This is a genomic window from Leptotrichia sp., assembly GCF_057270615.1.
The window spans coordinates 1-15,657 of the sequence record NZ_DBHIXN010000025.1 but is presented as its reverse complement, the minus strand read 5'-3'; the positions used below and the strand labels follow the sequence as shown (position 1 = coordinate 15,657).

General features: G+C 26.2%; 13 protein-coding genes. All 13 read right to left on the bottom strand.

Annotated features, from left to right (window positions below; translation table 11 throughout):
* Positions 1-954, bottom strand: coding sequence for a glycosyltransferase family 2 protein (locus ACO409_RS06065; protein WP_485555772.1), 954 nt, complete (start codon positions 952-954; stop codon positions 1-3).
* A 12-nt stretch (positions 955-966) separates the two neighbouring features.
* Entirely contained in the window at positions 967-2,052 is a 1,086-nt protein-coding gene (gene rfbG, locus ACO409_RS06060; protein ID WP_485555770.1) for a CDP-glucose 4,6-dehydratase, read from the bottom strand.
* Positions 2,053-2,066: 14 nt separating this feature from the next.
* The gene (gene rfbF, locus ACO409_RS06055) at positions 2,067-2,846 is read right to left on the bottom strand and encodes a glucose-1-phosphate cytidylyltransferase (protein WP_485555768.1); all 780 of its coding nucleotides are present in this window, start codon (positions 2,844-2,846) and stop codon (positions 2,067-2,069) included.
* A 111-nt stretch (positions 2,847-2,957) separates the two neighbouring features.
* Entirely contained in the window at positions 2,958-4,274 is a 1,317-nt protein-coding gene (rfbH, locus tag ACO409_RS06050) for a lipopolysaccharide biosynthesis protein RfbH (protein WP_485555766.1), read from the bottom strand.
* 19 nt (positions 4,275-4,293) lie between these two features.
* Entirely contained in the window at positions 4,294-6,477 is a 2,184-nt protein-coding gene (locus ACO409_RS06045; protein WP_485555764.1) for a DUF6311 domain-containing protein, read from the bottom strand.
* A 48-nt stretch (positions 6,478-6,525) separates the two neighbouring features.
* Positions 6,526-7,704: a glycosyltransferase gene (locus ACO409_RS06040; RefSeq protein ID WP_485555762.1), complete on the bottom strand. Its 1,179-nt coding sequence runs from the start codon at positions 7,702-7,704 to the stop codon at positions 6,526-6,528.
* Positions 7,705-7,729: 25 nt separating this feature from the next.
* Complete coding sequence (locus ACO409_RS06035; protein WP_485555760.1) at positions 7,730-10,243, bottom strand: glycosyltransferase family 4 protein; 2,514 nt, start codon at positions 10,241-10,243, stop codon at positions 7,730-7,732.
* 17 nt (positions 10,244-10,260) lie between these two features.
* The gene (locus ACO409_RS06030) at positions 10,261-11,349 is read right to left on the bottom strand and encodes an FkbM family methyltransferase (RefSeq protein ID WP_485555758.1); all 1,089 of its coding nucleotides are present in this window, start codon (positions 11,347-11,349) and stop codon (positions 10,261-10,263) included.
* A complete protein-coding gene (locus ACO409_RS06025) occupies positions 11,349-12,662 on the bottom strand; it encodes an ABC transporter ATP-binding protein (RefSeq protein ID WP_485555756.1) in 1,314 nt (437 codons plus the stop codon). The genes ACO409_RS06030 and ACO409_RS06025 overlap by 1 nt, the downstream gene beginning before the upstream one ends.
* 10 nt (positions 12,663-12,672) lie before the next feature.
* Complete coding sequence (locus tag ACO409_RS06020) at positions 12,673-13,452, bottom strand: ABC transporter permease (RefSeq protein ID WP_485555754.1); 780 nt, start codon at positions 13,450-13,452, stop codon at positions 12,673-12,675.
* Positions 13,453-13,500: 48 nt separating this feature from the next.
* The gene (locus tag ACO409_RS06015) at positions 13,501-14,433 is read right to left on the bottom strand and encodes a GDP-mannose 4,6-dehydratase (protein ID WP_485555752.1); all 933 of its coding nucleotides are present in this window, start codon (positions 14,431-14,433) and stop codon (positions 13,501-13,503) included.
* A 9-nt stretch (positions 14,434-14,442) separates the two neighbouring features.
* Complete coding sequence (gene gmd, locus ACO409_RS06010) at positions 14,443-15,474, bottom strand: GDP-mannose 4,6-dehydratase (RefSeq protein WP_485555750.1); 1,032 nt, start codon at positions 15,472-15,474, stop codon at positions 14,443-14,445.
* A gap of 23 nt (positions 15,475-15,497) precedes the next feature.
* Positions 15,498-15,656 carry a hypothetical protein gene (locus ACO409_RS06005; RefSeq protein WP_485555797.1) on the bottom strand — a complete coding sequence of 53 codons (159 nt, stop codon included), beginning with the start codon at positions 15,654-15,656 and terminating at the stop codon, positions 15,498-15,500.
* Position 15,657 lies beyond the last annotated feature (1 nt).

Sequence of the window (15,657 nt, the reverse complement as noted above, 5' to 3'; positions counted from 1 at the left end):
TTATTCTCCTTGTTCTTCCTCTTCAAAATTTATTCTTTCTTCTTCAATTACTAATGGTCTATTCATAATTCTTATATTCATATTCATAATGTATTCCCCAAGTAATCCAATAAAAAACAATTGAAGTCCCCCTAAAAAAAATACACCAACTAATATGGGGATAGTTCCTATATTAAATTTGTTCCAATATAAAATTTTTAAGATGAAATATATGACAGAAATTAAAAGACTTGTCAAAGATACTATAAATCCAAAAAAAGTTGCTATTCTAAGACCACTTTTAGTATAGCTTGTAAAACTAAGCATTGCTACATCAAATAAAGAAAAAAAATTGTTGGATGTTTTGCCAGATTTTCTAAGTTGTTGTTCATACTCAATTTCTAAATGATCTGGAGCATATTCTGCCACTATTCCTCTCAAAAGTGGTATAGGTTCATTTATTTTTCTTAATATTTCAATAAAACTTCTATCATATAATCCAAAGCCAGTAAAATGTTCTATTTGTTCTTCTTTGCTCATAGTTTTAATTAGTTTATAATATATTGTTCTAAAAAAATACATCAATTTACTTTCCTTACTGCTTTTTTTAATCATACTAATTACTTTATTTCCTTTTTCCCATTCTCTAACCATAACTGGTATCATTTCAACTGGATCCTGAAAATCTGCACAAATATGTATTACACAATCGCCTGTACTTTGAAGCAATCCATAAAAAGGACTATTATTTTGACCGAAGTTTGTAATATTAAAAATTGCTTTCACTCTTTTATCTTCTTTACATAATAATCGAAGATGATTTCGAGTATTATCTTTTGATTTATTATCTATAAATATCAATTCATAGTCATATTTTGGTAATTCTCTAGAAAATATTTCTTTTATAGCATTACATATTGGAATCACATTACCTTCTTCATTATAACATGGTATAACTAATGATACTTTTTTCATATAACTTAACCTCTAATCTTTATTTTTTTTATTGTTTAAAAATTCTTCAATCTGTTTCACACATAATCCATAAACATCTTCACTACTATAATTTTTATACCACTCCACAGTTTTCTCTATAGTCCTGTCAATATCCCATCTAGGTTTCCACCCTAAATTAAATCGTGCCTTTGTAATATCTAAAGCTAGTAATTTAGCTTCATGAAGTTCACCTTTTTTAGACTTATCTTCTAATTTCCCTGAGCCATAATATTTTATTATTTTCTCTCCAATTTCCCAAACGGGAACAATTGAATCAAGATTCGGACCAAAATTCCAACCTTCACAATATTTAGATGGTTCTTCATACATTTTTTGTCCTAATAACAAATATCCACTTAAAGGTTCCAAAACATGTTCCCAAGGTCTTATAGCTTTTGGATTTCTTATGTTTATTGCTTCACCTTTTTCCAAAGCTCTTATACAATCAGGAATTATTCTATCTAGTGACCAATCTCCCCCACCTATAACATTACCTGCTCTTACACTGGCTATACTTTTTTTATGTTTTTCATAATCTTTAGGATTAAAGAATGAATTTCTCCAAGAACTTATCGCTATCTCTGCTGCACCTTTAGAAGAAGAGTATGGATCATACCCTCCAAATGCTTCATTTTCCCTATATCCCCAAATTTGTTCTTTGTTTTCATAACATTTATCTGTTGTTATCATTATTCCTACTTTAGTTTTAGGTGTCTTTCTTATACATTCCATAACATTGATAGTTCCCATTACATTTACTTCATAAGTTTCAACTGGCTGATCATAAGATAACCTAACTAAAGGCTGTGCTGCAAGATGAAAAACAAAATCTGGCTTATATTGCTCAAAAACTCTTTCTAAATGTTCTTTATCTCTAATATCACCACGAATATCCATTATTTTATCTTCCAATTTTGCAAGTACAAAATTATCTTTTTCAGTATAGGGATCAAGAGCATAACCAATTACATTTGCTCCCAACTCTCTTAACCAAATAGACAACCAGGAACCTTTAAAACCTGTATGTCCTGTAACTAATACTGTTTTATTTTTATAAACATCATTAAAATATTTCATTCTCGTCTCCTTTTCTATTCCCATACTTTCCAAGGAGCTTTGTTATTTTCCCACATTGAATTTAATTCTCTGTTATCTCTCAAAATATCCATCGGTTTCCAAAATCCTGTATGTTTAAATGCTCTCATTTTTCCATCTTTTGCTAAATTTTCCAATGGCTCTTTTTCAAACACAGTTTCATCTCCATGAGTGATATAATCAAAAACTTCTGGCTCACATACAAAATACCCGGCATTTATCCACATGTTATCTCCAGCTGGCTTTTCTGTAAAACTATTAACATTGTTATCTTCAGCAGATATATTTAACGAACCAAATTTCCCTTGTGGCTGATATGCAGTAACTGTCAATTTTCCACCATTTTTTTTATGGAATTCAACAAGATTTTTTATATTTACATCCGATACTCCATCTCCATAAGTAAGTAAAAATGCTTCATTTCCGATATACTCCTGTATTCTTTTTACTCTTCCACCTGTTAAAGTACTTGCTCCTGTATCAACTAATGTCACTTTCCAGTCTTCACTATTAGATTTGTGTACTTCAACTTCGTTATTTTTTAAATTTACTGTAATATCACTCATACGAGAAAAATAATTCAAGAAATATTCTTTTATTACATTTCCTTTATATCCACAACAAATTACAAATTCATTAAAACCATAATGCGAATAAATTTTCATAATATGCCACAACATCGGCTTTCCACCAACTTCTACCATTGGTTTTGGAATTGCATGAGTTGCTTCACTTAATCTTGTTCCTAGTCCTCCAGCTAATATAACTACTTTCATAATTAAATAATCCTTTCTTAACGAAATATATTTATACTTGTTTAATAAATTTACATTTATATGATATAAAATAACTTATCAAACACTTCTATTTTAATTTTAAGCTATTGCTTATTTAATTTTTTCAAAAAATCTTTCAAAAGTTTTAATAATATAATTCATTTCTTTTTCACCAATTTTTGCATAAACTCCTATAAAGAAAGTATTATTCATTATATAATCTGTATTTGCTAAATCTCCAATTATTCTACATTCTGTATTTAAAAAAGCTGGTTGTTTTGTCATATTTCCTGCAAATAATTGTCTCGTTAAAATTTTTGCATTTTCTATATATTCAACAATTTCATTTTTTGTAAATTTATCATTTTCTTTTACTGTAATTGGAAATCCAAACCAAGATGGATCTGAATTTTCAGTTGCTACTGGTAAAATTAAATAATCTTGGAATTTTTCAAGACCTTTCCATAATTTTTTAAAATTATTTTTTCTTGCTTCTACAATATAATCTATTTTTTTCAGTTGAGCTACTCCGATTGCTGCTTGCATATCGGTAACTTTTAAATTATATCCGATATGACTATAAACATATTTGTGATCATATCCAAAAGGCAATTTACCAAATTGCATTTTAAATCTTGCACCATATGTATTATCTTTTCCTGGATCACAATAGCAATCTCTTCCCCAATCTCTAAATGATGTAGCAATTCTATTTAGTAACAAATTACTTGTTAGAACTCCTCCACCTTCTCCCATAGTTATATGATGTGCTGGATAAAAACTTACAGTTGCTAAATCTCCAAAAGTCCCTACCATTTTTCCATCATATTTTGAACCAACGGCATCACAACAATCTTCAATTAAAAATAAATCATACTTATCACAAAATTCTTTTACCGCCTTCAAGTCAAAAGGATTTCCCAATGTATGTGCTATCATCACTGCTCTAGTTTTATCTGAAACAGCTTTTTCCAATTCAGAAACTTTTATATTATATGTCCCTAACTCCACATCAACAAATACAGGAACCATTCCATTTTGAATTATTGGATTTACAGTAGTAGGAAATCCTGCAGCAACAGTAATAACTTCATCTCCTTTTTTCAATCTTTTATCTCCTAATTTCTCAGAAGTTAATGTAGAAAATGCCACTAAATTAGCTGAAGATCCCGAATTTACAATTATAGAATATTTTTGTTCCATATATTTAGCAAAATCTTTTTCAAATTCATCCGCATATCTTCCTGCTGTAAGCCAAAAATCTAATGATGAATCTACTAAATTTACTAATTCTTTTTCATCATAAACTCTTCCAGCAAATGATATTTTACTTTCTCCCTCTACAAATTCTTTATCTTTGTGAGCTACTTCATAGTACTCTTTTACTTTTTCTAAAATTTCTTGTTTTAATTGCTGTTCTTTTTTCATTTTTTCTCCCCATAATTATTTATTTTATTTCCATTTTTAAATTTTCAAATCTTATATATAATTCTCTTGTATCAAGAGGTGCATAATATTTTGGAGCATTTGTTTTTATTTTTATTACATTTCTTCCTTTTTTTAATTTTACACTAAAATTTATATCTGTACCTTTTTTACTTATACTATATGTATGTTTATTTCCATTCACATTAAATTCCATACTAGACATATTTAATGATGGTGTAAAAACTTTAGAATTAAAATTAAATATTTTATTATTTTCTGTATTATTAATAACATATATTATTATTTCATTTTTTGCCCAGTTCTGTTTAACTTTTTCTGTTGTTCCAAGAAATTCTGTATCATAAATTCCATCAGTTGTTATAAATTCATTAAGAATTTTTTCTTTTTTTTCAGACAATTGTTTTTTGGAATATTTATTTTTTATAGTATCGGAATATCCCTTAATATTAAAAAATACAAGAGTCTCATCTTCACTAAAGTATGGTTTTGCACCTGTTATATTTTTTATTTCTTTCTCTAATTTTTTATAATCATCATTATTATAACCATTTTTATTAATGTATATTCCATTAAAACCTACAATTGAAATTTTCTCTAAAATTTCAGATATTGGTAAATTAGAAATTTGTCTATTCCATAAATCTTCATTTCTTCCTTTATAACTTCCATAACTCCATTTTATTTTTTTTGAATGTAAATATCCTTTCATCATTTGGTAGTCACTTATACTTCCAACATAATCCGATTCAGGAAATTTAAAATAAGGTAATTGAAAGACCATTCCGTTTTCACCCAGTTGATTCTCTATGTAAGATACAAATTTTTTATCACTATTAAATATTTTTTCATATTTTTCTCTTGAACTTTTATAATTATATTCTGTTACAGCTTGATTATTATATCTAACATCTTTTGGTATTTGATCCCAAATAGAAATAGAAAAAATGATAATTATTATTAAATTATAAAATAGCTTAAATTTATGTCTGTTCTTTACAATATCATTTATTTTAATACATATTGCTAATATTGAAAAATATGCTATAAAAACGGAAATTCTATTATAACCTCTAATTAAACCACTAACATATATTGAAAACAACACTCCAAAACCTGATTTTACGGAAAATAAAATTCCTCCAATAGTTAGATAAGATAATAATTCTATTTTTTTATTTGATTTTTTCTTTTTAAACAAATAATAGAGCAAATATAATATACCTAGAACACCAACAATACCTAAGTATTCTGAATTTTCGCCTGATTCCATTATATAGTTAAAGTATTCTTTTATTCTTGGAATTGAAAATATTTCTAATTTTTTTGAAATAAAAAAATTTGAAATCCTTAATCCATAATATTCTGATTCTAAAACTGCTCTATATGGTTTTTCAAAATTTTGAACATTTTGAAAATTATATACTATTCCTGGTAAATATAGTAATAATACAGAAAATATTATACATCCATAAGCTGTAAATATTTTTTTTATAATTTCAATTTGTTTTATTTTGATTAATAAAATAATTGCTAAAAAAAGACAAGTAAAAAATGTATAATAAACTCCTGTCATAGGCAATAAAAAAAATATCATAAACACCATTATATTTTTTTTATTTTTTATATAATCCTTATTAAAAACTAAAATATCATCATTTATATAAATATAATAAATGCACAAAGTTACTAATGGAATTAAATAATATGCAGATAGATATAAATGAAATCCTCCTCTTAAAAATCTATATTCTAAAAAAGTAAATACTAAAGATCCCATTAATGAAATAAGAAAATTTATTTTAAATTTTCTCATAACAAAATAACTAATTAAAGATGTTATGGGATATATACTTATATAAAATATATTTAATGCTATTCCCCAATTTTTAGTAAATAACAAAATTATTTTTATTATTACTAAATAAAAACTATCAAAATAAAACCCTTTATAGTCATAAAATGATGCTCCAAAGGGTGCACCTAAATAAGGATTTTTAAACCACCACCCTGTATCAGAAATAGTTTTTATTTCAAAACTACATAGTAAACCATCCCAATAATATGATATAGGTAAATTCCACTTTATTGAATCTATTCTTAAAATAATATATGTTAAAATCATTGTAATAAATAAAACCAAAAAGTACTCTTTTATTTTTCCCCATTTTATTGTTAATTTCATTGTTATAAATATCACTTCTCTTTCTATGATAATGTATAAGATCTAATATCATACTAAAACTTGTTTTATTAATTTTATATATCTCTCTCTATCAAAAATTTTATTATAATAATTTTTAATTTTTTGAGAAATTTCATTATAAAAATTCTCATTCTCAAGTAGTTTATTTATATATTCTGCAAACTCTTTTGCATCTTCAGCAACAAGGCATCCACATTCTGTCTTATCAGGGAATCCATCTACTCCTCTTTCAGTGCAGACAACTGGAAGTCCATTTTCCATTGATTCAACAACTTTTATTTTTATTCCAGTTCCTCTAAACATAGGACAAATTGATATTTTTATATTTTCAAAAATTTCTTCTAGATTAGGAGCATATTGAATTATATCCACATTAGAATACGAATTATTTATTTTATTTGTAGATGTTCCAACCAGTAAAATTTTTAGATTTTTATCAAGATAAGGGTAAACTTCATCTAAAAACCAATTTAATCCTTCTACATTAAACGGATTGTCAAAACCTATGAAAAATACATCCCATTTTCTCTCACATAATGGTTTTAACTTATAATTTTTTTTATCAGAAAAATGGGGTATAAAATGCATTTTTTTCTCTAATAACTTTTCATAAAGAATTTTTTCATCATTTGAAACACAAAAAAATTTATCAAAATATCTTAATCGTTCCAATTCTTCATCCATTAATTTTCCCAAAGTTAAATTCCTATTTACCTTTTTATCCCATGAATATTGTTGTAAAAACATACTATCTATCATATAATAAATTTTTTCATAGTTTATTTTATTTTTAGTTTTAACAATTAAATTAGCTAAGTATGAGTAAGTTACTATAACAGTATCATATTTATTATTGCTAATAATCTTATCAAAATAATCCTGAATCTCACAATTAGTCCAATCTTGTAAATGTATTTCTGTTTTAGACTTTATTTTATTTTTTATTTTATTAATAACTGATACTTTATTTATCTTTTTACTTTTTCTAAAATCATAAACATATAATTTATCAATTAATTTTTCTTTGTTTTGATCTTCAAAATTAGAAAAATCTGAATCAGGAGTAAATCCTTCATATGCAAATAAATCAATATTATAGTTTATCTCTTTAAATACTTTTGTTAATTGATAAATATTCATATTTGTTCCATGTAATCCCTGAAGGAAATTATGAGGATACACTAGTAAAATTCTTTTCTTATTCATAAAAAACTCCTCTTTTAAGTATTTTTTATATATCCGAATACCAATTTTTATCTTTTACAATCATAGAATACACTTTATCTGAAACTTCATCCCAAGTTAAAGGCTTTATATTTTTAGATTCTGGTATTTTTTTTGTTTCTTTATTTTTTTCAAAAAATAAAATTTTATTTTCTAAATCCTTTTCATTTCTATCAAAAAAAATAGCATTTTCTCCTGCAACTTCATGAAAAACTGGTATATTTGAGCAAATTATAGGTAAATTATAACAACCAGCCTCAATTAATGGTAAACCAAAACCTTCTCCAGCAGAAGCTTGAATTAAAGCATCTGTATTTTTATATGCAAATGCAAGTTCAGAATCTGAAGCACCTTCGATAAACAATATTTTGTTGCTAAATTCTTTAGGATTTTTTAATTCCGCAACAAATGCTTCCATTTTCCACCCTATATGTCCTATAATACATAGTTTACCTTCAAATCCTTCTTTCCACATTTTTTTAAAAGTATCATAAACTAATTTGTATCCTTTTCTAGGTTCAATTGTACCAACCATTAAATATACATTTTCATTACCTTTAATAAAATTTGATACTCCATATCCAACCTCTGTTCTATTTTCCTCTTTAAAAGTATCATATCCCCAATGTAGATAACCTACTTTCAAAATATTGTCTATTTTTTTTAAATGATTCTTTTGGTTATATTCTATAACTTCTTTTGCTACAGTTTCTGAAACTGTTATTATTCCAGAATAATTATTTAAAACTTCTTCTAAGTATGTTTTAAATCCTTTTACTGTACTAGACTCAAAGAAATCAGGTAGTTGTAACGGTAAAATGTCATGAATTACTGCATAGGATTTTATTCCTTTTTTATTAAATTCACTTGCATAAGGATGATTCTCAGGAACTTGAATTCCTCTAATTTGAAATTCAGGCATAAAAAATATATCATTTCCTTTTAATTCTATTATTTTCCCAGTTAAAGAATAATCCTCCATAGAAATTAATTCAACTTGTAGTTTATTTTTTTTATTTTTTCTTATTGCAACAGGTAATACAATATTTCTTTTTTTCAAAGAATCAAATAACTTTTTAGATGTTCTTCCAATTCCCGTACTATAGTTGTTTTTTAACCATTCATGAACAACTGTCATATCATAAAGAATTCTTGTTTTTCCTTCAAGTACATTACTATTCTCATTATTTTGTAACAATATTAAATTTTCAGTTATTTTATCAATTTCAACCTGATTAAATGGAATTTTGTTCTTAGCAAAAAGTAAAGTAATATTATCTAATAATTTTTCTGTAACAACTAAATTTTCATATTTTTCCTGAATACTATCTCTGTTACTAATTCTTTTTTCTATTGCATCTAATGTTTTGTATGAAACTTTTTCCCAAGTATAACTTTTAGCATATTCAATTGAATTTTCAGCAAGTTCTAAAGTTTTAATTGGATTATCAAATACATATTTAATTCCTTTCATTATTTTTTTAGGAGAACTTGCATCAACTAAAGTTGCATAATTTTTAGCAATTTCAATTAAACTTGAATTATTTGATGTCACAACTCTTGTTCCACACGCCATTGCCTCAAGTACTGGTAATCCGAATCCTTCATAAAGAGAAGGAAACACTAATAATTCTGTTATATTATATAACTGTATTAAATCTTCATTCGAAACGTATCCTGTATAAACAATATCATCTTTGACATTATATTTTTCTGAAACTTTTATAAAATGATTTTTAGTTTCCTCTGCCATTTTTCCAGTTATCACAAATTGATACCTGCTCTTTATATTTATTGGTAATAGAGAATAGGCTTCTATCAATCCTTCTATATTCTTTTTAAAATCAATTCCTCCAGCAAATAAAATAAAAGGTTTTGATATATTATATTTTTCTTTAATTTTTTTATGTTCTATTTTCTCTAATTTTCTAAATTCTTGATTAATTCCAGCGTGTATTACTACTATTTTACTTTCATCAATTCCTAAAAGTTTAACAGCATCATTTTTAGCTGATTCAGAAATTGCTAACAATAAATCTAAGTTCTTTATAAATTCTATTGATTTTTCATAATTAGCTTTATAAACTGGATCAAATAAACATTGTTCTGGAAAAATCATGGGTATTAAGTCATATAAAATCCCTACAGTGTACACATTCTTAAACCATTCTGCTTTATAAAAATTACCATATTCATTTGGACTAGTAAATAGCATTATATCTATTTTACTCTGTTCTAAAAAATGTTTTACTGATTTTTCTATAATTTCTTCTGTCAAATCATTATCAAAAAGTTGCTTTTCACCTACATCTAGAATTTTAGGTCCTGTATAATACTGATACAAAAAGCTATGTTGATTTATAACAGGATCTCCAAGATAATCCCCGTATAAATTTAGAAAGTGATATTTCATATCTTTCCCATTTTTTAAAATTTCAGAAATAAGTTCTCTAGAATACATTCCTATTCCTCTGTATTTTGAACCAGAAAAAAAGGGCTTTAAATCAATTCCTATATTCATAACAAGCTCCTTTCTGTTTATTTTCTTTTATCTATAAATATAGAATTTACCCCTGTGAAGGCATATTCTACGTAATCATTTTTTTGCATAAAGTCTATAATATCATTTCTTTTATTTGTCAAAGATATTTTTTCACGGTATTCTATTGTTTCTATAATAAAAATATATGGTCTATATTTTTCAAAATTCGTAGATTTTAATATATCCATCTCTAAACCTTCAACATCTAATGAAACAATTGTAGGAACACTAGCAAAATATTTTTCATATATTTCATCTAATGTATAAACTGGAACTTCAATCTCATCAACAATTTCAATCCAAGGAGTTTGACGTTGAGCTTCTTTTATAGACTCTAAATCAAAAGAATCTAATCCTGGCGTATTAAGTATATAAAATTTCATTTTTTCTGAATTTTTAGCTCCAATTCCACAATTTAAAATAATGTCTTCTGGTCTATACATTTTTATTTCATCAATATAAACTGGATTAGCATCTATTAATACTCCTCTTATTCCTTTTTTATAAAGTGAATAAGAGTTACTTAAGTTTTTATAATCGTTACACCCAATATCTAAATACGATATTCCTATATTTTTCTCTCCCATATAAGACAATAAAAACTCAATGATTTTATCTTCTCCACATTGGGAGTAACTTTCATATTTTGAAAGTTCTTCTTGAATTTTATCTTTTTCTTTTATTATATTCCATAAAGTGCTTTCAAAATTGATTAATTTGTTTTTAAGAGATTCTATTTCATTTTGTGAGTGATTTAACAAATTGTTGCTATACTTAGCATATTCTGTTAAAGTCCCTGTTATTTCACCATTTAATTCCTGAAATCTATGTATTCTTTCTGCATATGGCTGTAACATAAATCTCGTACATTTTCTTATAACTTTTTTTATAAATCTTTTTATTTTATTACCTATTCCTCGTGTATTTCCAAGATCATAATCAAAAGTTCTTGTAAAATGTTTAGAACTTTCAAAAAGTTTTAGACTTAATTTTTCAAATTCATGGTCATTAAAATCATATTTATATTTTTTATAATTTTTTTTATATTTTTCTTGAAGTATTTTTGTAATTTCTTCTTTATCCACTATTTTTCTCCTTCAATATTTTTATTATCTATAATAAAATGATGATTTATTCTTGTTAATCCTACATCATGTATATTGCTATACATTTTAAATTGTGCAATATTTCTATAATGATCATAGCTTGCTTTTTCTTCTAGATCAGCAATAGCAATTCCAATATTATAGTCTCCAGGTAATAAATTTAGATTTTCTAATTTAACTTCTATTACTCCTTTTTTTTGCAATTTAAGTTTTCTATGTCCTTCTCTTGAGGTATTAGTTCCATAAATATATGTTCCTTGTGTATTACTAATTTCAAATCCTATATTAACTTGTAACTCTTCTGGATTAACTTGACATAAATATTCTGCCTGTAGTTTTACATTTTGACCTGTGTTAAAAGAACGTCTATCTACACCTTTTTCGTCTAGTAATTTACAGCTAGTAAAAATAACATCTCCATTACCAAAATGATCACCTAAATGATTTATTTTTTTTCTTTTATCTTTACTTTTTAAGTTATCTATTTCTAGATTATTTTCATTATCTTTAATTTTTTCTTTTATTTCAGATTTTTGTCTTTCTTCTTGTTCCTCAGCCATATACTTCAAATATGCATTTTGTATTTCTTTTGGACTGCCTTTTTCGACCATTTTTCCACGATCAAGCCATACAGCATAATCACAAAGTCTATCTATAGTTCCCATATCATGAGTTACTAATATAATAGTTGTTCCATTATTTTTCATTTCATAAATTTTATTTGCACATTTTGCTTGAAAGTTTATATCTCCAACTCCTAGAATTTCATCGACCAACAAAATATCAGCATCAACATGTATAGCAACTGAAAAAGCCAATCTAGCATACATTCCTGATGAATATGTTCTAAGTGTATTATCAATAAATTCTTCCAATTCTGAAAAAGCAATAATTTCAGGAATTCTCTTGTCAATTTCTTTTTTAGTAAACCCAAAGATAGTAGCATTGTTATAAATATTTTCTCTTCCAGATAATTCAGGATGAAATCCAGCACCTAATTCTATTAAGCTTGCTATTTTCCCATTAATTGTAATTTTTCCTTTATCTGGAAACATTGTCCTATTAATCATTTTTAATAATGTACTTTTTCCACTTCCATTTTTTCCAATTAATCCCACAGTGCTACCTCTTTTAACTTCAAATGATACATCATTTAAAGCATAAAATTCTTTATATGCATGTTTTATTTTTTTTACTGCTCTTTCTTTCAAAGAAGTAGCTCTATCAGAATATAGTTTAAATTTTTTTGTAACATTTTCTATTTTAATAACAGTATCTTTCAATAATTTCACCTTTACTTTCTTATAATATTTCAGCAAATTTTTTCTGTAAATTTTGAAATATAGAATACCCTAAAAAAAGTATAAATATTGATAAAAACAATGAATATGCAAATAATTTATACCGTGGTTCTACCCCATAGTACATTATATCTCTATATAAAATAACATATCCTGTCATAGGATTACATATTATCAAAATTTTTTGAACGATTTTAGGTAACATATCTGGATTATACATAATTGGTGTCATAAAATAGAGTGCCATTAAACCAACACTAATCAAATATTCTAAATCTCTAAAAAATACATTAATACTTGATATCATTAATGAAAATCCCAAATTTAGGATTGTTTGTGCGATTAAAATAATTGGTAACCATATTAAGTGTATTGTTAATGGTATTTTAAATAATATTAACATAGGAAATACAATCATGTATGTAAAAATTGTATTAAATAACCCGCTCATTGTATGGACAATGGGTAAAACTTCTCTTGGAAAATAAACTTTTGTTACTAAATTACTATTTCCTATGATTAAATTAGCAGCACCCTGTACAGAATTGGTAAAAAATCCCCATGGAACTAATGCCACAAATAAAAACATTGTATAATTCTTTTCACTTACTCTTAAAATAAAAGGGAAAATAAGAGAGTATACTAACAATTGTAATAACGGATTTAAAAAAGTCCATAGAAAACCTAAAAAAGAACCTTTATATCTAGTTTTTAATTCACGAATTGTGAAACTTTTTATCATTTCCTTAAATTTTAAAATTTCTTTTATTCTATCAAACATAGTGGTTAAATAACTTATATTTTGTTATTCTCTCCTCTCCATAAAATATTACTTTAGAATATCTCTCCAATATTCCAATACTTCTTTCAATGTATCATCAATAAAAAATTCAGTTTTCCACCCTGTATCTTTCTTAATTTTAGTATTATCACATACCACAAGCGGTACATCTACAGGTCTGAATTTGGCAGGATCAATTTCTATTTTTATTTTCTTTTTTGACATACTTATTAATTTTTTTAAAAGTTCGCTTACTTTAATTTCTTTTCCTGAACCAATATTGTAAATTTCTCCAATTTTTCCTTTTTCTAAAAGTAGATCATAACCTTTAACTATATCTCTGACATCTGTAAAATCTCTAAAAGTTTCTAAATTCCCCACTTTTAATACAGGCTCACTTCCTTTTTCAATTTTGGCAATTTTACTTGCGAAATCAGCTACAACAAAGTTTTTACTTTGCCCTGCTCCAATGTGATTAAAAGCTCTTACCATTACTATATTCATGTTATAAGCATTCACATAAAGTTTGCACATTTCTTCCTGTGCTTTTTTGCTTACACCATAAGGACTTTGAGGATTTTGAATTTTACTTTCTTTGATTGGGCACTCTTCTGGTTTTATTGGACCGTATTGATCACTTGAACCAATGATTAATATTTTTGAATTTTTACTGTAATTTTTTACTGCTTCAAGTAAATTTAATGTCCCGTTCACATTTATATTTACAGTCAAAACAGGTTTTTCCCATGAAAGTCCCACAGCACTTTGACCTGCAAGATGAAATATTTTATCTGGTTTTATATCATCTATAACTTTATTGACTTGTTCTGTATCCAATAAATTCATTTTTTCTACATTAATTTTATTATTTTTATAATTTTCTGATATTGTTGTTCCATATACTTCATAATTCTGTTTTAAAAGATATTCAGATAAATATTTTCCTACAAAGCCATCAACACCTGTTATTAATGCTTTCATTTGTTCTCCTTAAAGTGATTTTAATTTGATTTCTTTTTTAACTAATTTCAGATCATTTTCCACCATTCTTTCAACTAATTTAGCAAATGGTATTTCTCTTTTCCATCCTAATTTAGCTTCAGCTTTTGCAGGATTTCCTATTAAAATATCCACTTCAGCAGGTCTAAAGAATTCAGGATTCACTCTAACAACTATTTTTCCAGTTTTAGAATCTTTACCGACTTCATTAATATCTTTGCCTTCCCAAGCAATATCGATATCCACATGTCTAAATGCTGTTTCTACAAATTCTCTAACAGTTCTAGTTTCATTTGTTGCAATTACATAGTCATCAGCCTTGTCTTGCTGCAGCATTAGCCACATTGCTCTTACGTAGTCTTTTGCATGTCCCCAGTCACGTTTTGCATCGAGATTTCCAAGTTCTAGTACTTCCTGAACTCCTAATTTTATTCTTGCTACTGCATCTGTGATTTTTCTTGTTACAAATTCTTTTCCACGTCTTTCAGATTCATGATTGAAAAGGATTCCTGAACATGCGTACATGTCATAGCTTTCTCTATAGTTTTTAGTTATCCAGTGTCCATATAATTTTGCTACTCCATAAGGACTTCTTGGATAAAATGGAGTGTCTTCTGTTTGTGGAATTGCTTGAACCAATCCAAACATTTCACTAGTAGAAGCTTGATAAAATCTTGCTTCTGGTTTTACAGTTCTTATAGCTTCTAATATATTTAATGCTCCAATTCCATCAATATCAGCAGTTGCAAAAGGTTGCTCCCAAGAAGTTCCTACAAATGACTGTGCTGCCAAGTTGTATACTTCATCAGCTTGAGAAATTTTCATTGCATTTATTAATGAAACTAAATCTATCATATCAGCATATATAAATTTAATTTCATTTTTTCTATGCTCAATGTTTCCAAAAGTAGTTACACTTTTTCTTCTCATAAGTCCGTAGACTTCATATCCCTTTTCTAATAATAATTCTGCCAGATACGAGCCGTCCTGACCATTTATTCCAGTAATTAAAGCTTTTTTCATACGTAATCTCCTATCTTTTTATTTTACAAATATTCATTTCTATTACAAATTCTTAGATTACTAATAACTTCTTTAACTTCTTGAGTATTGTTTTTATGACAAATTAATGTCACGTCATCAGTATCTACAATTACTATATCTTTTAATCCAATAGTTGCAATTAATTTATTTCCACCTTGAATT

Bases quoted from the DNA above. Each gene is read 5' to 3' on its own strand.
- ACO409_RS06065 (WP_485555772.1), bottom strand. From the start codon at position 954: ATGAAAAAAGTATCATTAGTTATACCATGTTATAATGAAGAAGGTAAT.
- rfbG (WP_485555770.1), bottom strand. From the start codon at position 2,052: ATGAAATATTTTAATGATGTTTATAAAAATAAAACAGTATTAGTTACA.
- rfbF (WP_485555768.1), bottom strand. From the start codon at position 2,846: ATGAAAGTAGTTATATTAGCTGGAGGACTAGGAACAAGATTAAGTGAA.
- rfbH (WP_485555766.1), bottom strand. From the start codon at position 4,274: ATGAAAAAAGAACAGCAATTAAAACAAGAAATTTTAGAAAAAGTAAAA.
- ACO409_RS06045 (WP_485555764.1), bottom strand. From the start codon at position 6,477: ATGAAATTAACAATAAAATGGGGAAAAATAAAAGAGTACTTTTTGGTT.
- ACO409_RS06040 (WP_485555762.1), bottom strand. From the start codon at position 7,704: ATGAATAAGAAAAGAATTTTACTAGTGTATCCTCATAATTTCCTTCAG.
- ACO409_RS06035 (WP_485555760.1), bottom strand. From the start codon at position 10,243: ATGAATATAGGAATTGATTTAAAGCCCTTTTTTTCTGGTTCAAAATAC.
- ACO409_RS06020 (WP_485555754.1), bottom strand. From the start codon at position 13,452: ATGTTTGATAGAATAAAAGAAATTTTAAAATTTAAGGAAATGATAAAA.
- ACO409_RS06015 (WP_485555752.1), bottom strand. From the start codon at position 14,433: ATGAAAGCATTAATAACAGGTGTTGATGGCTTTGTAGGAAAATATTTA.
- gmd (WP_485555750.1), bottom strand. From the start codon at position 15,474: ATGAAAAAAGCTTTAATTACTGGAATAAATGGTCAGGACGGCTCGTAT.